The following is a 21,621-nucleotide window of genomic DNA, read 5'->3' on the forward strand; positions in this document are numbered from 1 at the left end:
GGCGCTCCTCGCAGGGGCTCGGTTCAGTGCACGAGTTGTCGATTGTTCCGGGCCTCGACCGCCATCGCGTGCTTGACGAGGGTGACCAGTGTGGACAGCACCGACTCGCGATCACGGGCGTCCGTGCTGACGATGGGGATGTCGGGGGCCAGGGCGAGCGCATCGCGCAGTTCGTCGACGGTGTAGACGTGGTCCGCGTCGAAGGAGTTGACCGCGATGAGGAAAGGCAGGCGGTACTGCCGCTCGAAGTACTCGATGGCCTGGAAGGAGTCCTCCAGACGGCGGGTGTCCACCAGGATGACCGCGCCCAGCGCTCCGCGCACCAGGTCGTCCCACATGAACCAGAACCGCTGCTGGCCAGGGGTTCCGAACAGGTAGAGGACGAGATCGGCGTCGAGCGAGATACGCCCGAAGTCCATGGCGACGGTGGTACTCGTCTTGTCCGGGGTCTTGGTGAGGTCGTCGATTCCGGCGCTGGCAGAGGTGACCGCGGCCTCGGTGCGGACCGGGGGAATCTCCGACACCGCGCCCACGAACGTCGTCTTACCGACGCCGAAGCCGCCGGCAACGATGATCTTGGTGGTGAGTTTCGGGGAGTCGTTCACTATGTTCTTCAGTCCTCGAAGACGCTTCAGGGGCATGCGCGCAAGCGCCCCGCGTGGGGAGAAGCGATCCGGGTCGCGCCGGGTGCTCGAACACCGACATACCGACCCGAAGGCTTTCATCGAATGCTCCCGTAGGAGCCCGGCCCAAAAGATCGTTTTGGCGTGCTGAAGGTGAACTTAGCACCGCGGCGGCACTCTCCGTAGCATCCTCGGTGACCTTGCAGGTGTGGGGCACGGTCCCAGCGCCGCGCCCCAACCGTCGGCCCGAGGGCCCGTCAGCTCCTGGATCGGCGCCCCGCGAGGACTCCGACCAGCACTCCGGCAAGCGCGATGGCAGCACCCACCAGCGCGCCCTTGGCGAACTCGTCTCCCGTACCGGACCGCGCAGGCGCTGAGGTCCGGCCGGGAAACACACCCGGGACGGCCGGCACGGGGCGGTCGGCGGCGGTGGACTGCCCGTCGGGAATCGAGACGGCGGTCACCGCCTCCGGGACGGTTCGGCCGTTGAGTTCGCCGTCGATGGCGGCGAAGAACTCGCCCGCCATCTTCTTGGCGACTCCGGTCAGCACTCGCTGCCCGACCCCGCCGACCATACCGCCCACGACCGCGTCGGCGTCGTAGCTGAGTTCGGTGCGTCCGTCACCCAGGTCGACCAGGCGCACCGCCACGTCGGCCTTGACCGTTCCGGGGCCGCCGGCGCCTGAGGCACGCAGCACCAGGGACACCGGCTGTTCCAGGTCGGTGAGCTCCACGTCGCCCAGGAAAGTTCCCTTGATGGAGGCCACTCCGGCGGTGATCGTCCCCCGGTACCGGTCGGGGCCGGTCGTCTCCAACTGTTCGCAGCCGGGAATGGTCCGGGCAAGCACGGCCGGGTCGAGAATGGTGGCCCACACCTGCTCGGCGGGCGCGCTCAGGGTGGTGGTCCCCGTGACCTTCATGCGTTCAGCTCTCCTGTTCGTTGGTGGGTGCGGGGGCAGCGCGGCCGGGCAGTGGCGCGATCTCTCCCGAGGCGAAGCGGCGGCGCAGGTGGAACAGCTCCGACGGGGAGATGGGCATGCGTTGGATCGCGAAGCCTTCCGCGTCCTCGATCGCGGCGGCCAGCACCGCTGCGCCGGGGATCACGCCGGCCTCGCCCGCGCCTTTGATCCCCAGGGGATTCAGTGGACTGGGGGTCTCCAGGTGGTCGATCTCGATGGTCGGGACCTCACTGGCGTAGGGCATGAGAAAGTCCATGAAGGAGGCGTTGAGCAACTGACCGCCGGGGTCGTAGGCCATTCGCTCGTACAGCGCACCGGCCACTCCCTGGGCCACTCCCCCGTGGACCTGCCCTTCGACGATGAGAGGGTTGATGAGCTTGCCGCAGTCGTGCACGACGCAGTACCGCAGGATCTTGATGTCGGCGGTCTCCGGGTCGGTCTCGACGATGACGGCGTGCATGCCGCTGGCGAAGGTGCAGCGCAGCGGAGAGTAGAAGTCGGTCCCTTCCAGCCCGGGCTCGTCGTCCTCGGCTACCGGGGGTTTGGCGAAGTCCGCGGCTCCGGTGAACTGGGTGGCGGCCTTGGACGCCTCGTCGAAGGCATAGCGCAACGGGTTGGACAGCACCGCCACGGTGCCCAGCTCGATACCCGATGCCGGACTCCCCTTGACCCGGATCCGGCCGTCCACGATCTCCAGGTCACCGGAATCGGCCTCCAGCGCGTCGGCGGCGATGCGCAACGCCTTCTCCCTGAGTCTGCGCGCGGCCAGTGCCACCGCGCTGCCGCTCATGATCGCGCCGCGGGAGGCGTAGGTACCCACCGAGTAGGCCATCCGTCGGGTGTCGCCGGTGGTCACCTCGATGTCGGACATGGGAACGCCCAGTTCGTCGGCGACGATCTGGGCCAGGACCGTCTGGTGCCCCTGCCCCTGGCTGGTCAGTCCGGTGGCGACCCGGACCTTGCCGTTGGTCTCGACCTGGACGTGGCCGCCCTCGTAGGGGCCGGGGCCGGTGCCCTCCACGTAGCAGGCGAGTCCGAGTCCGACCGTGCGCCCCTGGGCGCGGGCCTCCTCACGGTAGGCGGTGAAGTCGTCCCAGCCGACGAGGTCCTTGATCATGGCCAGAGAGGTCGGGTAGTCCCCGGAGTCGTAGATCAGCGGGCGACCGTCCTGAAACAGCAGCCCCTGGTCGTAGGGCATCTCGTCGGGCTGGATGAAGTTGACCGCGCGGACCTCGGCGCGGTCCATGCCCAAGTGCTGGGCGATGGCGTCCATGGTCCGCTCCATCGCGAACACGCCCTGGGGTCGCCCCGCCCCCCGATAAGGAGTGACGATGGCGGTGGTGGTGTACAGGCTGCGAAACTCCACCCGGTAGGCGCCCGGCTTGTAAGGGCCCAACAGTTGGGTCGAGGTGATGATGGGCACGATGACGCCGTATGGCAGGTAGGCGCCGTTGTCGTGGCTGATGTCGACGTCCAGGCCGAGCAACCGCCCGTCGTCGTCGAAGCCGACCGTCACGCGTTGGTGTTGGGCACGCTCGTGGGCGGCCGCCACGAAGTGCTCGCGCCGGTCCTCGGTCCACTTCACCTCGTGTCCCAGGGCGCGCGCCGCCCAGGGCACCATGACCTCTTCGGGCCAGGGGTGCATGATCTTGACGCCGAACCCGCCGCCGACATCGGGCACGACGACCTCGACCTGGCCGAGTTGAAGTTCGAGCTTGGCAGCGACCGCCGCGCGCACCCCCGAGGCGGTCTGGGTGGAGCTGTACAGCCGCAGCATCTGGTCGGGGCCGTCCCAACGCGCGTAGACGCCGCGCCCCTCCATGGGGGTGCAGGCCGAACGCTCGATGTCCAACTCGACGTCGAGGCGGTTGGGAGCGGCTGCGATGGCCGCGCGGGCGTCACCGACCTCCTGCACCAGGTGCGCGGCCACGTTGTCGCCCATACCGGCGTGCACGACGCGCTCGGCCAGCAGTGCCTGCTCGATCCCGACCACCGGATCGAGGATTTCGTAGTCCACGGCGATGCGCTCCACGACGTCCTCGGCGATGTAGCGGTCGCGGGCCACCACCATGGCCACCGGCTCGCCGACGTGGTGGACGTACTCCTTGGCAAGGGCGTGGGCGGTACGCCCGTCCAGGATCGAGGGGTGCGGAATGAGCAGCGGCAGCGGCTCGGCCATGGGGCCGGTGAGGTCGTCGTGGGTGTAGACGGCGACAAGGCCGTCCACCTCCAGGGCCGCCATGACGTCGATGTCGCGGACGCGGGCATGGGCGTGCGGGCTGCGCACGAACGCCGCCGCGTAGGCACCGGCGCCGAGGTCGTCCAGGTAACCGCCCTTTCCGGTGATCAGGCGCTGGTCCTCGGTGCGCTGGACCGGAAGGCCGAACATCTTGGTGGTCATCAGCGGTCTCCTGGGGTGCGCGCGTCCTCGGGTGCGGCCTGCTCGGGAACCGGCATGCCGTCGGCGCGCCGGAGTTCGGCGGCGCGCAGGACCGCCCGCACGATGTTCTGGTAGCCGGTGCAGCGGCACAGGTTGCCGCCGATGGCCTCGCGGGCCTGCTCTTCGGTGGGGTCGGGGTTGTCGTCGAGGTAGGCGGCGGCGACGTTAAGGAAGCCGGGCGTGCAGAACCCGCACTGGAGCCCGTGGCACTCGCGGAAGGCGCGCTGCACCGGGTGCAGGGTTCCGTCTGCGGCGGCCAGCCCCTCGACGGTGGTGATCTCGTGGGCCTGGGCGGTGACCGCGAACATCAGGCAGGACCGCATCGGGCGACCGTCGATGCGGACCGTACAGGCACCGCAGACGCCGTGTTCGCAACCCACGTGGGTCCCGGTGAGTCCGAGGTCGTGGCGCAGGCAGTCGGAGAGCAGGCGTCGGGCGGGAACGGTGGCGGTGTGCACCGCCCCGTTGACCCGCAACCGGATCTCGTGCAGTTCCTCGCTCATGTGGGGGCTCCTTCCCGGGCGCTCTCGGCCGGATCGAGGCTGGTGCGGATCGCGGCCTGGGCGGCCTCGCGCAGTGCCCGCGCGGTGAGGACCTCGGCCAGGTGCGCGCGGTATTCGGCGGTGGCGTGGATGTCCTCCTCCGGTTCCAGGCGTCCGCGGGTCATCCGACCGGCTGCGGCGAAGTCGGCGGTACCGGGAGGACGTCCGGCCAGGGGCTCGGTGAGGTCGAGCACGAGCGGGACCGGGGCGACCGAGAGGTAGGCGGCACGGGCCGCACATACCCGCAGGTCCTGGTCGAGGGTGACCAGGGCCGCCACACCGCACATCGCGTAGTCGCCGTGCCTGCGGGCCAGTTCGGCGAACGCCGTTCCGCTGCCCGCGGGTGGACGGGGGAAGTGCGCCGAGACCAGCAGTTCACCGGTGCGCAGACTGCTCTCCATGGGACCGACGAAGAAGTCGGCGACGTCGATGGTGCGCTCCCCGTCGGTACTGGCCGCGACCACGCTTCCCCCCAGCAGGGCCAGTGCCGCCGTCATCTCGGCGGAGGGGTCGGCGTGGGCGAGGCTGCCCACGGTCGTGCCGCGGTTGCGGATGACCGGGTGCGCGACGAGGCGCAGCCCCTGACCCAGCAGGGGGACGGCCGCGGCCGCGGCCGGGTCGGCTTCGACTCTGGAATGCCTGGCGAGGGCACCCACCCGTACCCCGGTGGCGTCGGTGTCCACGCGGTCCAGTTCGGTGATCCCGTTGATGTCCACGAGGTGGGCCGGCGCCGCGAGGCGCATGTTCAGCAGCGGGATCAGGCTCTGGCCACCGGCGAGGACCTTGCCGTCGGAGCCGGTCTCGGCGAGCAGGGACAGGGCATGGGGCAGGGATGCTGGAGCGTGGTACGAGAACGGCGGTGGCTTCACGGGTCCCCTTGGTTGTCGAGACGAAGCGCCCGCGGGCCCGGCGCGCGTTGCCGGGCCCGCGTCGCCTCAGGTTCTGGTGCTGTCCTCCGGCGTGTCGTAGGAGGGGGTGTCGTAGGCGCTCATCGGGAGCGGCTTGGGTTTGAGCTCGGCCGGGGCCAGGGCGTTCAACAGGTGGTAGCCCACGAGGGTGATGATCGTGCCCAGGGCGATGCCGTTGATGACGAAGCTCTCGGTGAAGGCGAGTTCGACGTTGCCGATTCCGGCGACGAGTCCCGCCGCGATCGGGACCAGGACCAGGGGGTTTGCGAAGTCGACTCTGCTCTCCACCCAGATCTTGGCGCCGAGCAGGCCGATCATGCCGTAGAGCACCACGGTGATGCCGCCGAGGACACCGGAGGGAGTGGCTGCCACGAGGGCGCCGAACTTGGGGCAGAAGCCGAAGAGGATCGCGACGATCGCCGCCACGTAGTAGGCGGCCGTGGAGTAGACGCGGGTCGCCGCCATGACGCCGATGTTCTCGGCGTAGGTGGTCGTGGGCGAGCCGCCGAGGGAACTGGACAGTGCGGTGGCGACGCCGTCCGCCAGGATGGCGCGGCCCATGTAGGGGTCGAGGTCCTCCTTGGTCATCTCCTGGACGGCCTTGACGTGGCCGGCGTTCTCCGCGATGAGGGCGATGACGGCGGGCAGGGCGACCAGGATGGCGGAGGTCTGGAACTCGGGGGCGTGCAGGGCCGGCAGGCCGATCCAGGAGGCGTCGGCGACGCCCGAGAGGTCGACGCGCATGGCGCTGGCGACGGTCCCGTCGTCCTGGACGACCTGGTGCATACCGAAGACGAGGTCGAAGACCCACGACATCAGGAAGCCGAACACCAGGCCCAGCAGGATGGTGATGCGTCCGAGGAAGCCCTTGAGCAGGACCGTGGCCAGGACCACGAAGGCCATGGTCAACAGGCCGATCCACTGGTCGACGGGCCAGTAGACGGTGGCCACGACAGGGGCGAGGTTGAACCCGATGAGCATGACGACCGCGCCGGTCACCGGCGGGGGGAACGCCTTGAGGACGACGACCGGGCCGAGCAGGTGGATGGCGAGCCCGCAGAGCGCCAGCACCACCCCGGCGACCAGGATCGCCCCGGTGAGGACAGCCGGGTTCTCCCCGTTGGGAGAGATGATGACGGCCGCGCCCACGAAGGCGGCGCTGGTGCCCAGATAGCTGGGGACCCGGCCCTTGACGATCAACAGGAAGAGAATGGTGCAGAAACCCGACATCATGATGGCCAGGTTCGGGTCCAGGCCCATGATGATCGGGAAGACGAACGTCGCGCCGAACATGGCGACGACGTGCTGGGCTCCGAGCCCTGTTGTACGTCCCCAGGACAGCCGTTCCTGGGGCTTGACGACCTCTCCCGGGGGTGGGGCGCTGCCGTCCCCGTAGAGCTTCCAGCCCAAGCCGAGCTTCATACCCGCCTCCAAAATGACGCTTCTGGCGCGACTGGGCACCCCCCGGTGGACCCGATCCGCAGTCCCCGCGAACCAGCCGGACGTGATCTGGTTCACTAATTGGAGCAACACTAGGGACCTGCGGAAACCCGCTTCACTAGCGACAACTGCTGAATACCCTCTACCCAGTTGTGCAGTGCTGCCCAACACGGCCGCGGACCTGTCGGAGGGAGCCGTCGCGGTTTGCCACGTACCGCAGTTGCGTGTCCGGTCCTCGCGAACACGCAGGGTCCAGTTCGGCACGACTCAATGTCCAAATTGTCGCGCCCCAATTTCCCACGCGTTACCTGGCAGCGGATAACGATGTGACTTCACCACACGTCGGGCTTCCCACCTGTGGTTTCAGCGATTGTGCACAGAAGGAGCCCCCATCTTTCGGCAATCACCGCGGGTCCGGGCTGCGCTGGCGACGGAGCGGGCCGGGTGCCCCCGCCCTGCGCTAGGTCAGCCCACGCATCTGGATCACCCGCAGGGCCACCATCAGGTTGAGCCTCAAGTGGGGGTCGGTGGTGAAGGGGCCGAGCATGCGTTCGAGCTTGCCGATCCGGTACCGCAGGGTGTTGTAGTGAAAGTGCAGCAGGCGGGCGGTCTCGGCCACGTTGAGGTTGTTGTCCAGCAGCACTTCCAGGGTGGTGCGCAGATCGTCCACCTCGGCGTCGCCACGCACCGCCAGGCCGCCCAGTGTCTCCGTCATGAACGCCTGGAGCTCGGCCCCGTCCGGCACCAGGCTGATCAGCCGGTAGACGCCGAGGTCGTCGAAGTCTGCGACGGCCCCTACCCCGTACATCTGGCGGCCCACCCGCGCGGCCTGGCGGGCCTGCTCATAGGCCGCGGGAATCTGCTCGGGTTTATGCACGATGCGGCTGACCCCGGTGGCGAAGGAGCGCCGGCCACCACCACCGTCACCCGAGACCTGACCGACCATGGTGCGGACCAGCCGGCCGGGCCCTGGTGCACCGACGGAGTCGTCGGCCCCCATGACCACCACGACCTCCTGGCTGTACCCGGCGACGGCCGCTCGGGGATCGCGTTCGCGCACCACCATCGTCCAGGCACTGGCGAACCGTTCGTGAGCGGGACGCAGATCACCGGCGGCGGGCACCCTGGTGTCGGACTCGGCGTCCATCTCGGCGACCACCACGACGAGGGGCCGGTCCACGTCCCATCCCAGCGTCGCGCAGTGACGGACCGCGTGCTCGGGGTCGCCCGCACGGCCCGCGAGCAGGTCGCGCAGGAAGTCGCCCTGGTACTTGCCCTCGACCGCGGCCACCGCGAGATCCCTGGTGATGACGAGCGCGGCGGTGGCGGCAGCACGTTCCAGAACGTGCACGTCGGTGGGATCGATGGAGCGCTCGTGGGTGATGAGGACGATGCGTCCGTGGTCGAGGTTCCCGGCGAGGACCGGGACCTGGACCACCCGGGCGTTGTCGTCGTCGAGGGCGCGGATGCCGTGCTTGCAACGCTCCACCTGGAAACGGCCGCTGGTGAGCTCGAAGTAGCGGGGGTCGGCAAGCGTCTCCTCCGACAGCCCCGACCTCGCGAGGACTCGTCCGTCCGGCGTGGTCACCATGACCCCGCCGTCCAGGAGAGCGGGCAGCTCGTTGGTGATCGCCGCCAGCCCACCGCCGGCGAGAACAACATTGACCAGTACCCGGTGGACCTCCTCGGCACGGGCGAGCGTTGCCGCCTGACGGTTGAGGATGTCGGTGAGCAGCTGGTTGAGGACGTCGTCGAAGGCGACTCCGTCCGGGAGACGCAGGAGCGGCAGACCGACCTCGTCGGCAGCGCGCAGCATCTCCGGGGGAAGCTCGTCCACATAGCGGCCGAGCTTGACGGCGAGTGCCGCCAGCCCCCGTGCGGCGAGCTCGCGCACGAGAGTGGCCAGTTGGTGCGGATCGTTGCGCAGCGGGTAGCCGGTGGTCAACAGGAGCTCGTCGGGTTTGACCCACGGCAGGATGTCGGGAACCTCCATGACGTTGAGGCGTCGGATGGCCCGATCCATCCCGCCCGTACCGGCGACGACCCGTGTCCCGGCCAGACTGGACAACTCCATTGCCTCGGCGACGCTCAACCCGCGCGCCAACGTACTGGAGGCGTGCACACGGTCCGAGCTAGTCAGATTATGTCCAGTGCCGTCGTGATCGTTGGCAACGTTTTCCATGTGGAGACGATAGCGGCTCGCATAGCGTCATCACCCAGGTCAGGTCCGCCGGATGCGGGAAGGGGAGACGCAGTGGCCGATTATTGGCCAGAGCAGGACGTGGCGCAGTACTCCCCCCGGACGCAGACCTGTGCTTGGGCCACGCACCGAGGAGCGAGGTCCCCCCGGCGGACCGGGACTTTTCCCGCGGCCAACCGGGCCGGGGCCGCGGCGTCGGGTCTTTACGACATTATGAGCGGCCCGTTCCGGCCTGCGCGGGTACTGGGAGCATTCCGCTCGGCGGTCTACCTTGAACTGGAGGACTCCCCGAGGCCGGCCGTGGTGGCGGTACTGGCACACGACGCCGTTCGGTTGCCCAACGGGGTGGTCCTCGCCGAACCTCAGAGCGTCTGGCCGTTCGCCGACGTGGCCCCGGCCACGTCGGCTCGCATCGGTCGATGCTCCGTGGTTCTCGACAGCCCCACCGGCTCACTCACCGTCCAAGTGGGCCGGTGGTGGCGGCCGTCGCGTCCCCGTCCGCCTGCCGCTCCACCCGGACCCGCCGCCGCTGCACTGGCCGCGCTGGGAAAAAACCTGGCCGACACCACCGGCGGGCTCTCTTCCGGTCTGCTGGCGCTTCTCGCGCCGGCTCTGGACGACCCCGCTGCGGCTCGGCGGGCCGCCCACGCACTGGTCGGCCTGGGCCCCGGTCTCACCCCGAGCGGCGACGACGCCGTATGCGGATTCGTCCTCGCCGTACGTCACCTGGGCAACCGTTCCACCCCACTGACCACTGCCGCGCTCCGGCGTGCCCGCACCGCGACCACGTCGCTGTCGGCGACCCTGCTGGAGTACGCCGCGCGCGGTGAAGCCTGTCCGCAGGCGGTCGCCCTGATCGACGCGGTCGCAGGACACGCACCGGTGGGCCCCGCGCTGACGGCGCTGCGCACGGTCGGCCATACCTCCGGAACCGACCTCGCCCTGGGCGTCCTCGCCGGAGCCGGGGCACTGACTTCTCCATCCCCACCAGCAGACAGGGAGCGTCCGTGACGAGCAAAACGGCGGCCAGCGCCACTACGGTGCAGATCCGCAAAGGCGCCTACCGGGACTCGGTCGCGTTGATGAGCGTGAGCAGGACCGTCGCCGGCTTCGAGGGGGTGACCGCGGCGCTGGTGGCCATGGCCACCGAACTGAACCTGGAACTGTTGGCCCAGATGGACGCCGAAGTTCCTTCCGGCACCGGCCCCAACGACCTCGTCATCGCGGTGCGTGCCGACGACGAGGCGACCCGCTCGGCTGCCCTGGAGCTGGCCGATACCGAACTTGCGGCCATGGGCCGAAGCGGTACCGGCAGCACCGGCGGCGATGACGCGGCCCCGCCCCGGTCGATGCGCAGCGCCGTCGAGCGAGCGGCGGGCAACGGAACTCCCCCCGCGCTGGCCCTGGTGTCGGTGCCGGGCCGTTACGCCGCAGCCGAGGCGTTCGAGGCGTTGGAGACCGGGTTGGACGTGCTGATCTTCAGCGACAACGTCCCCGTTGCGCACGAGATCGCGCTGAAGGAGCGGGCCGCTGAACTGGGGCGCCTGGTGATGGGGCCCGACTGCGGCACGGCAGTGGTCGGCGGGGCCGGACTGGGGTTCGCCAACACCGTTCGTCCCGGGCCCGTCGGAATCGTTGCGGCCTCGGGGACCGGCGCCCAGCAGTTGATGTGCCTGCTGGACGCTGCCGGAGTAGGCGTCGGACACTGCCTGGGCGTGGGCGGGCGGGACCTGTCCGCGGCGGTGGGCGGTCGCTCCACCCTCCAGGCGTTGCAGCTGCTCGACGCCGACGAGGCAACCGAGCGGATCGTCGTGGTCTCCAAACCGCCCGCGCCGGAGGTCGCAGCGGCGGTGCGGGCCGCGTCCGCGGCCCTGGACACCCCGGTCCATCTTGTGCTGCTGGGAACCGGCGACGACATCAGCGCTGCCGCGGCCGAGGTGGTCACGGCATTCGGCGCCCCCGCCCCGACCTGGCCGTCCTGGTTCCCTGCCGGGGCGGTCACGCCTCGTGCCGGGGCACTGCGCGGCCTGTTCTGCGGGGGAACGCTCGCCGACGAGGCGATGCTGGTGGCGGCTCGCGCGCTGGGCCCGATCGCCTCCAACATCCCGCTGCGGCCCGGGGAGGACGCGTGGACCCTGCCGGCCGACCTGCGCCACGACGGCCACCTGGTGATCGACTTCGGCGACGACACCCTCACCGCCGGACGTCCGCACCCGATGATCGACCCGTCGGTGCGGGAGGAACGGCTGCGTGCGGAGCTCGCCGATCCCGCCACCGGTGTCGTACTGCTGGATCTGGTTCTGGGGCACGGTGCGCACCCCGACCCCGCGGCCGGGGTGGCGGCGGCCGTCCGGGATTCAGGCGGCACGGTACCGGTGGTGGTGACGCTGTGCGGCAGCAGTGGCGATCCGCAGGGCCTGGAGCGCCAGGCGACCGTGCTGACCGACGCAGGCGCCGAGGTGTACCTGTCCAATGCCGCGGCGGCCCGCCGGGCACTGGAGCTGCTGGAGTGACCGCGGCCGGCGCGGGCCCCTCCCGCCGAGGAACACCCCGCACCGGAACGGCCCCGGCGTGTACTCGACCGGCGTCGGCCGTTCCGACCGCACAGCCCGTACCCGTGGACAACCGCCGCGCACCGCGATGAAAGGCCCATTCATGTCCGGAGAATCCACCCTGCTCGCCACCGACCCTTCTGTCGTCTCGGTCGGCGCCGGGCTGTTCACCGACGCACTGACCGCCCAGGCCGTACCTGTCACCCCCGTGGAGTTCGCGCCCCCGATGGGCGATGGTGCTCTCGACGAGGCGCTGGTACGCGTGCTGGCCGACCCACGGCGGGCCCAGGCCAACGCCACCGCCGTGGAACGGGTCCTCGCCGTGCGTCCGCAACTGGTGGACGTGCGACCGGCCGGGGAGGCACTGGGGATGGCACCCGGCACCTTCTACCACGCGGGCCCCCCGATCACCTGGGAACGTGCCTCCGGGCCACTGCGCGGTGCGCTGATGGGCGCGATGGTCTTCGAAGGCGTGGCGTCCACTCCCGAGGAAGCCCAGCAGGTGTTGGCATCGGGGGCCGTCGCCCTCGACTCCTGCCACCACCATGCGGCGGTGGGGCCGATGGCGGGCGTGATCAGCCCGTCCATGTGGGTGTTCGAACTCGTCGACGAGGCCAGCGGGCGCCGCGCCTTCTGCTCCCTCAACGAGGGGCTGGGGAAGGTTCTGCGCTACGGAGCCTATGGCTCCGAGGTGATCGAGCGGCTGCGCTGGATGTCGGCGGTCCTGGGACCGCTGTTGCGCGACGCGGTGCGTGCGGCAGGGGCCATCGACATCGGCGCGATCATCGCCCAGATGCTGCAGATGGGCGACGAGGGGCACAACCGCAACCGTTCGGGAACACTGATGCTGCTGCGTGAGCTGCTGCCCGCGCTCATCACCTCCGGGGCACCGGCCACCGACCTGGCCGAGGCGGTCCGTTTCGTCGGTGGCAACGACCACTTCTTCCTCAACCTCGTGATGCCGGCGGGCAAACTCATGATGGACGCAGGACGCGACGTCCCCGGCTCCACCCTGGTCGTGGCCATGGCACGCAACGGGACCGACTTCGGCATCCAGGTCTCGGGCACCGGTGACACCTGGTTCACCGGCCCCGCACAGACCCCCGAGGGGTTGTTCCTGGGTGCATACGGCCCTGATGACGCCAACCCCGACATCGGGGACTCCGCCATCACCGAGACCTGCGGCATCGGCGGCATGGCGATGGCAACGGCTCCGGCGATCGTCCGCTTCGTCGGCGGTGACGTGGCGTTCGCGCTGGCCACCTCGCGCAGCATGTACGAGATCACGCTCGCCGAGAACCCGGCCTTCCAACTGCCGGTCCTCGACTTCCGTGGCGCACCCACCGGGATCGACGTCGCACGGGTGGTGCGGACCGGCATACTGCCCCAGATCAACACCGGAATGGCCGGGAAGGTCGCGGGCACCGGCCAGGTGGGTGCGGGTCTGGTCAACCCGCCGCAGGAGTGCTTCGCCCAGGCGCTCCTGGCACTGGCCGAGGCCGCTCCGAAACTCCCGGAGGGCTGACCCGCGACCCACGGGAGACAACGGTTACCGGTCGGCGGTGGACGGGGTCCGCGCAGCGCCCTCCCGACGCCGACCGGCCATTCGTCCTCGCGGCACTCATCCTCTGGAGTCGGTGGACCTCTGAGTCGTCGGCCGCGCGACCGTGGCCGGGCAGCCCGTTCCACGGGTGCCCTGGACGGCCGTACCGCAACCGGGGTAGCGGCTTGTTGGAGCGCGCCCGCCGCCAGGGCCTACGATTGGACCGCACGCTTCACTTCGAGGTCCTTGGCAAGGAGCCGACCCAACCCATGTCCGATCAGCGCATCGTTCGTCCAACACCCATCAGCGGCTTCCCGGAGTGGTCGCCTCAGATCCGGTCGGTGGAGCAGCGCTGGCTGGACCATATCCGCGCCGGCTTCGAACGCTACGGGTTCTCCTCGGTGGAGACCCCGTCCGTCGAGGCACTCGACGTGCTGATGTCGAAGGGAGAGACCTCCCAGGAGGTCTACACCCTGAACAGGCTCCAGGCCGACGAACGCGACGACAGTGATGCGCGGCTGGGGCTGCACTTCGATCTCACGGTCCCTTTCGCGCGGTACGTGGCCCAGCACTTCAACGACCTGGTGTTCCCGTTCAAGCGCTACCAGATGCAGCGTGTCTGGCGCGGCGAGCGCCCCCAGGAAGGCCGGTTCCGCGAGTTCACCCAGTGCGACATCGACGTGATCAACATCGACCGTGTGCCGATGCACTTCGACGCCGAACTGCCGCGCATCGTGCACGAGGTGCTCACCGGCCTGGAGCTGCCCGCCTGGACGCTGAGCATCAACAACCGCAAGGTGTTGCAAGGGTTCTACGAGGGACTGGGCATCGGCGACCCGCTCGCGGTGATCCGCGCCGTGGACAAGCTGCACAAGATCGGCGCCGATGGTGTCCGGGCGATCCTGGTCGATCAGGCGGGACTCACCCCGGAGCAGGCGGGCGCCTGCCTGGACCTCGCGCTCATCCGCGGCTCCGACGCATCGGTGGTGGCGGAGGTCGCCAAACTGGGCGTGTCCTCCGAGCTGCTGTCGGAGGGCCTGGAAGAGCTGGGATACGTCCTGGACGCGCTGAGCGACCTCCCCGAGGGCAGTGTGGTGGCGGATCTGTCCATCGCGCGCGGCCTGGACTACTACACCGGCACCGTCTACGAGGCGGCCTTCGACGATGATCCCGGTTACGGCAGTATCTGCGCCGGTGGACGATACGAGAACCTGGCCGGCCAGTTCATCCGGCGCAGCCTGCCCGGAGTGGGCATCTCCATCGGGTTGACCCGGATCTTCGCCAAGCTGGTCGCGGAGGGACGCATCGGCGAGGGGCGTTTCTGCCCGACCGACGTCCTGGTCGCGGTCCCCAGCGACGAGCGACGCGGGGCTGCGTTGACCACGGCGGCGCTACTGCGCGGACGCGGTTTCAACGTCGAGGTCTACCACCAGGCCGCCAAGATCGGCAAACAGGTCCAGTACGCATCGCGCAAGGGAATCCCGTTCGTATGGTTCCCGCCTTTCGAGGACGGACGTCCGCACGAGGTGAAGAACCTGGGTACCGGCGAGCAGGCCGAGGCCGACCCAACCGTCTGGACACGCTGACCCTGCCCGGGGGAGTACGGAACCGTCCCGGCTCTCCCGGTTTTCCTCTGTCGGTGTCTCTCGGTCGCACAACCGCTACCGTGCCATCAGTGCGCCCGATATAGGACATTGAGCAGACATCAACCGACTTAACGTGTAAAAATTCAGCACGGGCTCATCTTCGCGCCGGGCTGTCGAACCGGTGCGGCACAGCCACACCGCCGACTCAGCAGTTCGGAATAGACGAGGCGATGACACCTCAACGCCAGCTCTCCCTTTCTTTCGACGCGCCTTTCATCGGCCGGGAGCAGGATGTCGCCGACATCGGTCGTCTACTGAGCGACACGAAGATCGTCACTCTCACCGGAGCCGGTGGGATCGGCAAGACCCGACTGGCCGTTCAGGTCGCCCAGCAGGAGGCGGAGGCCTTCTCCCACGGAACCGCGTTCGTGGACTTCAGCGCGGCCCTCACCGAGACACACGCCCTTCGCTGCATCGCCCATACGCTGAACATCACCGAGACCAGGGAGCGCACGCTCTCCGAGGCCCTTCCGCTCGCACTGCGCGACCGCCGTCTGCTGCTGGTGCTGGACACTTGCGAACGGGTGGTGGCTCCCCTGGCAAAACTGTGCCGCCTGCTGTTGAGCACCTGCCCGCACCTGCGCATCCTGACCACCAGCCGGGAGCCCCTTCGCATCCCGGGTGAGACCATCTGGCGGGTCGAGCCGCTGTCGGTCCCCGATCCCGAGGCGCCGGCGCGTACGCTGCCCAGCACTCCGTGGCCGTTCATCCGTGCCCCGCGTCCGACGATGGCGGTCGAGGAGGCCATGCGCTTCGAAGCGACCCGGCTATTCTCGGTGCGCGCCCGCAGGGCTCGACCGAATTTCGAGGTGAGTGCGCACAACGTCGACACCGTCGTAGCGATCTGCCGGATCTTGGACGGCGTACCACTGGCAATCGAACTGGCCGCTGCACGGGTGCGCGTCTTGACGGTCGAACAGATCCTGGAACGGCTGGACGACCGCTTCCGGCTTCTCAGCTCCGCCGATGAACAGCTCCCCGCACGGCAGCGCACCATTCGTTCGGTGGTCGAGTGGAGCCACGCGCTGTTGACCGATGCCGAGCAAGTGCTGTTGCGCAGACTCTCCGTCTTCGCCAGCTGGCAACTGGACGCGGCCGAGGGCCTCTTCTCCAATGGCGAGTGGCCCGCCGACGAGGTACTGGAGCTGCACGGTTCGCTACTGGACAAGTCATTGATCGTCGTGGACAGGGAGGTCGACGACGTCGTCCGATACCGGATGTTGGACACGATCCGCGTCTATGCAGCGGAGCGGCTGCGGGCCAGCGGCGAGGAAGAGTCCTACCACCTGCGGGTACTGGACTACATGAACGATTGGTTCACCGAAGCGGCGGCGCGGATGAACACGGGTGCCCCGTGGGAGGAACGCCTGCGCCTGCTACGCCGGATCGGTGCGGGCCGGGAGAACATGCGTTCGGTGCTGTTGTGGGCCCTGGAGCACGACAAGATCGACCAGGCACTGAATATCTGCATTGCCCTGCGCAGCTACTGGTTCGTGCGCAATCTGTGCGCCGAGGGCTCCGCTCTGGTGGGTGCCCTGTTGAAAGCCGCCGGGGACAGCGTCCCGCCGGGACTGCGCGCACGTGCCCTGGTGCTGTACGGCGAATTGTCGCTGGATCTGGACTACGCCGACAGCGCGGGGCACAGTAGCGAGGAAGGCGTGCGGCTGGCCGGTGAGGTGGGCGACGAGGCCGTACGGGGACTGGGCCTTGCCTCGTTGGCCGTTGTGTCGCTGCGCCGGGGAGAGCCCGAACGTGGTGCCGCCCAGGCCGCGGAGTGCCTGGAGATCGGTCGGCGGCTCGGCGACCGGTCCCTGGAGATGACGGCGATGGGGGCCAGCGCGCTGCTGGCGAACGCCGTCGGAGACCGGGAGGCCGCAAAACGGTGGCTCACGGGGGCGCTGCGAATCGCTCGGGAGACCGGCGACGAGTGGACCGCGGGACGGTGCAACAGCGGGTTGGGGCTGTTGGCCGTCCACCAAGGAGACCATCCGACCGCCGAGAAGCACTTGGACAGAGCGTTTGCCCTGTTCACGGACCTGGGGTCCGCCTTGGACATCGCCCGTTGCCTTGGCGGGCTGGGCCGCCTGGCCGCGGCGCGCGGCAATCCCCGCCAGGCGTGGCTGCACCTCGCCGAGGGGGTACGGATGAGCGTGGAGTCGGGGCGACGGCTGGCAGTGGCCCGTGCACTGGAGAATCTGGCGTGGCTCGCGGTGACCGAAACGCTGCCCCAGCGGGCCGCGCTGCTGGGCGGCCAGGCCGAGGCGTTGCGTCTTGGCCTCGGCCGGGAACCGCGTGCGACCGCGCAGCTGCGAGAAAGCGCGGAGAAGAGTCTGGGGGCGAACGCCGCCTCCGCGGAGTGGTCGCGGGGACGCGAGCTGGAACTGGAGAAGGTACTGGCCGAAGTGCTCCCGCTGCCCGGCACGACCGAGGCGAAGGGCGCGCTGACCCGGCGGGAATGGCAGGTCGCACGGCTGGCCGGCGCTGGGCTGTCCAACCGTGCGATCGGCGACGACCTGGTCATCAGCCAGGCGACCGCGGCCCGCCACGTCGCCAACATCTTCAACAAGTTGCGCATTTCCTCGCGTGCCGAGCTGGGGGCTTGGCTGGCCCTCAGCGAAACGCCGTCCGAGCCGGGGTGAGGCCACTGGAAAACCCATCGACAAGAATGCGAATTTCAGTCGCTTTTCTGAGAGCGAGCGGACCGCTCCCAGGATTTCGGGCCGACATCGTTAGCAGCCAAAACTGTCGTTCCGGTTGCACACTCCCGGAACAGCTACTAAGACAGGTCTCAAGGAATTCCGGCCCCGTTCTCCATTTCGCCCGTTTTCCGTCCGCATCGCGCGTTCCCGAGCAGGGGTCGCGTGCCCCGACCGCCCGATCGCGCGGAGGCCATGGCAGCACACACCGCACCGGCCCGGCAGAACCTGCCATTGGAACTCAACAGCTTCGTGGGACGTGAGCGTGACCTAAGTGACCTACTCCGACTGATCGAGGCCAATCGGGTCCTGACCCTGTGCGGAGTCGGAGGAATCGGCAAAACACGACTGGCGCTGCGGATAGCCGCACAGGCGACGGCCGAATTCCGGGACGGGGTGTGGTTGTGCGAACTCGCAGACGTCACCACCCGGGAGGAGATCGTCACCCGCATCGCCACGGCCATTGGCGTCAGCGAGGAGAACGAGCGCGAACTGGAGCAGACGCTGGCCGATGTGCTGCGACCACGCCGGCTGCTGCTCGTCCTGGACAACTGCGAGCATGTGATCACCGACGTCGCCGCGGTCGTCTCCGGGCTGCTCGACATCTGCACGGAAGTGTCTTTCCTGGTCACCAGCCGTGAGCCGACTCGCGTTCCGGGGGAGACCGTGTGGCGGGTGCCCCCGCTCGGTGTCCCCCGCCCCGGTGAGGCCGACCCTCTGTGCACCGAGTCGGTCCGCCTTTTCGTGGAACGGGCCCGCGCGAGCTCCCACGACTTCACCGTGACTCCGGAACGCCTGGAGCACATCAGTGACATCTGCCGCGGTCTGGACGGTATTCCGTTGGGCATCGAACTGGCCGCGGCGCGCGTCCGACTGCTTTCGGTCGCACAGATTGCGCAGCGGCTCGGCGATCGCTTCAAATTCTTGACCAGCGGCCACCGCGGCGCTCCGGTACGGCAGCAGACACTGCGCGCGGTCATCGACTGGAGCCACGGAATGCTCGGGGAGTCGGAGCAGATTCTCCTGCGGCGGCTCTCGGTGTTCTCCAGCTGGAACCTCGAACTGGCCGAACGGGTCTGCGGAGACGAGTCCCTCCCTCGTGAGGAGATCCTGGACCTGATCGTCTCGCTGGTGGACCGCTCACTGGTAACAGTGGCCGGCGAACACCAAGGGCGCATGCGCTACCGGCTGCTCGAAACCATCCGGCACTACGCCGCCGTTCAACTGGGCGAGTCGGGCGAAGAGCGCGTCCTGCGGCTGCGGCACCGCGACCAGATGCTGCTGCTGGCCGAGGAACTGGCCGACAACACCGTGCGCGGCTCTGGAATGGCCTGGCCGCAAAGATTCGATGTCTGGCATCGGGTGATGGCCGACTACGACAATCTGCGTGCAGCGTTGAGCTGGTCGGCCGTCCGGGACAACGCGGCCGAGGGCCTGCGGCTGTGCGTGGCGCTGCGCCCGTACTGGATGGCCGCCGGGCAGCGAGCCGAGGGCGCCTATTGGACCGACCGCTTCCTGGCCATGGACAGCGACGACGAGGGGCTGCGCGGGCAGGCAATGGTGCGCCGGGCCGAATTGGCCTGGGACCAGCAGGACCACGCCCATGCTGCCCGGATCGGCGAGGAGGGGTTGCGACGCTGCCGCGCGTCGGACGACTCGGCATCGGTCGCACTGGCCCTGAACATTCTGGCGATGACCGACATGCGCGGCAGGGACTTCGACAGCGCCAGAGAACGCCTGGCCGAGGTCGTCGAGTTGACCCGATCGGTCGGTGATCCCTGGAACGAGGGCATCGCCCGCGGTACTCAAGGAGCGCTCGCCGGCCTGGAAGGCGACTTCGACTCCGCCAACGCACACTACGATTCCGCGTTGGCCATTCTGCGCGGGATCGACCACCGGTGGGGCGTGGGCCGCACACTCCTCGGCCAGGGGATGGTGGCGGAGGCACGCGGCGACCTGTTCGGCGCGGACCGCTGCTTCCGCGAGGCGCTGGACATCCAGCGTGCCATCGGCGGAGCTCCGGAACTGGCACGCTGCCTGGCCGGCGTGGGGCGGATCGCCGCTCTTCAGGGCGCCACGGCCCAGGCGTACGACTACCTCAGTGAAAGTCTCACCCTGTGCCAAAGCACCGGCCAGCGGCTGGGCGTGGCGCGGGGGATGCTCGCCATCGCCACGATCGCAGAACGTCAGGGCATGGTCGAGGATGCGGCGAAACTGGCCGGGGCGGCAGCCGGGATGCGGGAGCGCTCGGGGTATCCCCCCAGCGCGGCGACGATCCGGCCCTCAGACGGCCCGCTCGCCGCGCTCTGGGAGAAAGGGCGCGGCCTGGAAGTGGACGAGGCAGTGGAACTTGCACTGCATTTGGCCGAGACCGGCAGATCACCGCGCTCTTCCGCCGTGGAGCAACCGCCCCGTTCCACCGTTTTGACCCCCCGCGAACATGAGATAGCGCTGCTGATCGGTTCGGGGATGAGCAACCGGTCGGTTGCCGAAACCCTGTTTATCACTCCGACCACGGTGGCTCGCCATGTCGCCAATATCCACACCAAGTTGGGGTTCAATTCCCGCACTCAGATCGCGGCGTGGATCACGGAGCGGCAACCGCACGCCTGAGGCCCCGGATCGCTTCCCATACGGCGATCCGGGGCTCTGATCCATGATCGGTCAGGCCACCGAAAAACTACAAACACGCGCTTTAGCACCTGTGAACTGGGAAAAGTGTTTCTACATACGCCACGGGCCCGAATTTACATATGCAGCTGCACACGTGAATGCATGTGCAAACGGGCTTGAGCGCGCTAATCTCATAGCCATGAGTTCGCCTCAAGGCGCTTCGCGAAGCGAAGTCCGACTCGGAGCGAACTCATGCGCCTAAGGCGCGGAAACCCAGCGAAACCCTGTTTTGAACCAGCCGGAACTGGCTTAACGGCCAGCGCCTCGCTCCGTTTTCATCGGGGGCGACGGAGCGAACGGCCATGGTCCGAACGGGACACGACTGGGGCTTGAGCGGCCGCGGGTGCCTTTTGAGGGGAAGGTCCCGCGGCGCTGACCGCCACGGCGTTCCGGGCTCGCCACGTGGAGGGGGCGTGACGAGCCCGGCCAGCGGTCATCATCTGGACGATCGGGGGATTTCGTGGAGGTCGACCGACTACAGGACGTGTCTCAGATGGACCCCGCCGAGTTCCTGTGTGGCGGCTCGACTCCGATCGGCTCGCTGACCGGTGGCCTGTTGGAGCGGCTCCGTCACGACGGCTTCCGCAACCGGGTGAGCGACCACGAAGGCACGAGCACCAGCGCCACAGATTTCGCCGAGACGGTCCAGCAGGCTGCGACCGGGTTGAGTCGTCGCGGACTGCGCCCGGACGACGTACTGGCCGTACTGGCCCCGGTCTCCACCGATCGGCTCACCGGGATCTACACCGCGATGGCAGTAGGCGGTATCGCACTTCCGCTCGAACTCACCTCCGACATCGATACCCTTGCCGAGGTGCTGGTGGAAACCGACGCACGGATGATCATGGTCAGTCCGGAGCTGGCATCACTGGCTCTGGTGCTCTCCGAACGCTCTCGGGTCCGTCAGGTCGTGGCGTTCGGCAGTGCCGAGGAGACCACGCCCTTCGACGAGCTGTTGCGTCCGACGCGCAGCCGAAGTGCCTACGACCCGACCCACGGCCTGTTCAACAGCGGCTTGCTGGGGTACGCGGCACTTCCCGGCGGGCGCCTGCGCACCGTGACGCATTCGTACCGCGACCTGATGGGGCACTTCCGCCGGCTCTGCACTGAATTGAACCCGACCCCGACGGACGTGGTGGCTATCGAGAACGGGATGACCGAGTTCGACCGTTGTGTCCTCGCCGCGGTGGCTTTGTGGCGGGGGGCGTCGGTGGTCGCACTGGCCCCGGGGGAAAACGCTGCCACCGGGGCGGAGCTGGCACACGCGGAGGCGACCATTCGCGGCTACCCCTTTCCCTGCCGGATCCACTGATCTCCACACGGACCTGCCGGACCACGGCTGCGCGGACGGTGGGGCCGCCGCTCCCGATATGGCCGGGGAAGCGGTTCGCTCAACGGC

General features: G+C 68.8%; 14 protein-coding genes. 7 read left to right on the forward strand and 7 right to left on the reverse strand.

What is annotated here, in order from left to right; translation table 11 throughout:
- Positions 1-23: 23 nt before the first annotated feature.
- From QSJ59_RS04085 to QSJ59_RS04115, 7 genes are all read right to left on the reverse strand, one after another.
- Complete coding sequence (locus QSJ59_RS04085; RefSeq protein WP_285757321.1) at positions 24-605, reverse strand: GTP-binding protein; 582 nt, start codon at positions 603-605, stop codon at positions 24-26.
- Positions 606-880: 275 nt separating this feature from the next.
- Entirely contained in the window at positions 881-1,543 is a 663-nt protein-coding gene (locus QSJ59_RS04090; RefSeq protein WP_285757322.1) for an SRPBCC family protein, read from the reverse strand.
- 4 nt (positions 1,544-1,547) lie between these two features.
- A complete protein-coding gene (gene cutA / locus QSJ59_RS04095; protein WP_285757323.1) occupies positions 1,548-3,983 on the reverse strand; it encodes an aerobic carbon-monoxide dehydrogenase large subunit in 2,436 nt (811 codons plus the stop codon).
- A complete protein-coding gene (locus QSJ59_RS04100; protein WP_285757324.1) occupies positions 3,983-4,525 on the reverse strand; it encodes a (2Fe-2S)-binding protein in 543 nt (180 codons plus the stop codon). Before QSJ59_RS04100 ends, cutA begins: the two co-directional genes overlap by 1 nt.
- Positions 4,522-5,433 (reverse strand): FAD binding domain-containing protein, encoded by a 912-nt coding sequence (locus QSJ59_RS04105; protein WP_285757325.1) that lies wholly within the window; start codon positions 5,431-5,433, stop codon positions 4,522-4,524. Before QSJ59_RS04105 ends, QSJ59_RS04100 begins: the two co-directional genes overlap by 4 nt.
- Positions 5,434-5,499: 66 nt before the next feature.
- Positions 5,500-6,894, reverse strand: a complete 1,395-nt coding sequence (locus QSJ59_RS04110) for a uracil-xanthine permease family protein (protein WP_285757326.1) — start codon at positions 6,892-6,894, stop codon at positions 5,500-5,502.
- A gap of 478 nt (positions 6,895-7,372) precedes the next feature.
- Entirely contained in the window at positions 7,373-9,094 is a 1,722-nt protein-coding gene (locus QSJ59_RS04115; protein WP_285757327.1) for a PucR family transcriptional regulator, read from the reverse strand.
- A 231-nt stretch (positions 9,095-9,325) separates the two neighbouring features.
- Between QSJ59_RS04115 and QSJ59_RS04120 the strand changes: the two genes are divergently transcribed.
- The 7 genes from QSJ59_RS04120 to QSJ59_RS04150 all read left to right on the forward strand — a co-directional run bounded on the left by QSJ59_RS04120 (position 9,326) and on the right by QSJ59_RS04150 (position 21,534).
- A complete protein-coding gene (locus QSJ59_RS04120) occupies positions 9,326-10,123 on the forward strand; it encodes an oxamate carbamoyltransferase subunit AllH family protein (protein ID WP_285757328.1) in 798 nt (265 codons plus the stop codon).
- Positions 10,120-11,625 (forward strand): AllF/FdrA family protein, encoded by a 1,506-nt coding sequence (locus QSJ59_RS04125; RefSeq protein ID WP_285757329.1) that lies wholly within the window; start codon positions 10,120-10,122, stop codon positions 11,623-11,625. The genes QSJ59_RS04120 and QSJ59_RS04125 overlap by 4 nt, the downstream gene beginning before the upstream one ends.
- Before the next feature lie 142 nt (positions 11,626-11,767).
- A complete protein-coding gene (locus QSJ59_RS04130) occupies positions 11,768-13,189 on the forward strand; it encodes a YlbE family protein (protein WP_285757330.1) in 1,422 nt (473 codons plus the stop codon).
- Between the two features lie 287 nt (positions 13,190-13,476).
- Positions 13,477-14,793 carry a histidine--tRNA ligase gene (gene hisS, locus QSJ59_RS04135; RefSeq protein ID WP_285757331.1) on the forward strand — a complete coding sequence of 439 codons (1,317 nt, stop codon included), beginning with the start codon at positions 13,477-13,479 and terminating at the stop codon, positions 14,791-14,793.
- A 230-nt stretch (positions 14,794-15,023) separates the two neighbouring features.
- Positions 15,024-17,492 carry an ATP-binding protein gene (locus QSJ59_RS04140; RefSeq protein WP_285757332.1) on the forward strand — a complete coding sequence of 823 codons (2,469 nt, stop codon included), beginning with the start codon at positions 15,024-15,026 and terminating at the stop codon, positions 17,490-17,492.
- Between the two features lie 252 nt (positions 17,493-17,744).
- Positions 17,745-20,162, forward strand: coding sequence for a tetratricopeptide repeat protein (locus QSJ59_RS04145; protein ID WP_285757333.1), 2,418 nt, complete (start codon positions 17,745-17,747; stop codon positions 20,160-20,162).
- 553 nt (positions 20,163-20,715) lie between these two features.
- Positions 20,716-21,534: an AMP-binding protein gene (locus tag QSJ59_RS04150; protein ID WP_285757895.1), complete on the forward strand. Its 819-nt coding sequence runs from the start codon at positions 20,716-20,718 to the stop codon at positions 21,532-21,534.
- Positions 21,535-21,621 lie beyond the last annotated feature (87 nt).

This window comes from Nocardiopsis ansamitocini (assembly GCF_030268225.1).
Lineage (GTDB): Bacteria > Actinomycetota > Actinomycetes > Streptosporangiales > Streptosporangiaceae > Nocardiopsis_D > Nocardiopsis_D ansamitocini.

What these genes read in the sequence shown, in the direction of transcription:
- QSJ59_RS04090 (WP_285757322.1), bottom strand. Translation starts at nt 1,543, where the DNA reads ATGAAGGTCACGGGGACCACCACCCTGAGCGCGCCCGCCGAGCAGGTG.
- cutA (WP_285757323.1), bottom strand. Translation starts at nt 3,983, where the DNA reads ATGACCACCAAGATGTTCGGCCTTCCGGTCCAGCGCACCGAGGACCAG.
- QSJ59_RS04100 (WP_285757324.1), bottom strand. Translation starts at nt 4,525, where the DNA reads ATGAGCGAGGAACTGCACGAGATCCGGTTGCGGGTCAACGGGGCGGTG.
- QSJ59_RS04110 (WP_285757326.1), bottom strand. Translation starts at nt 6,894, where the DNA reads ATGAAGCTCGGCTTGGGCTGGAAGCTCTACGGGGACGGCAGCGCCCCA.
- QSJ59_RS04115 (WP_285757327.1), bottom strand. Translation starts at nt 9,094, where the DNA reads ATGGAAAACGTTGCCAACGATCACGACGGCACTGGACATAATCTGACT.
- QSJ59_RS04120 (WP_285757328.1), top strand. Translation starts at nt 9,326, where the DNA reads ATGAGCGGCCCGTTCCGGCCTGCGCGGGTACTGGGAGCATTCCGCTCG.
- QSJ59_RS04130 (WP_285757330.1), top strand. Translation starts at nt 11,768, where the DNA reads ATGTCCGGAGAATCCACCCTGCTCGCCACCGACCCTTCTGTCGTCTCG.
- hisS (WP_285757331.1), top strand. Translation starts at nt 13,477, where the DNA reads ATGTCCGATCAGCGCATCGTTCGTCCAACACCCATCAGCGGCTTCCCG.
- QSJ59_RS04140 (WP_285757332.1), top strand. Translation starts at nt 15,024, where the DNA reads ATGACACCTCAACGCCAGCTCTCCCTTTCTTTCGACGCGCCTTTCATC.
- QSJ59_RS04145 (WP_285757333.1), top strand. Translation starts at nt 17,745, where the DNA reads ATGGCAGCACACACCGCACCGGCCCGGCAGAACCTGCCATTGGAACTC.
- QSJ59_RS04150 (WP_285757895.1), top strand. Translation starts at nt 20,716, where the DNA reads ATGGACCCCGCCGAGTTCCTGTGTGGCGGCTCGACTCCGATCGGCTCG.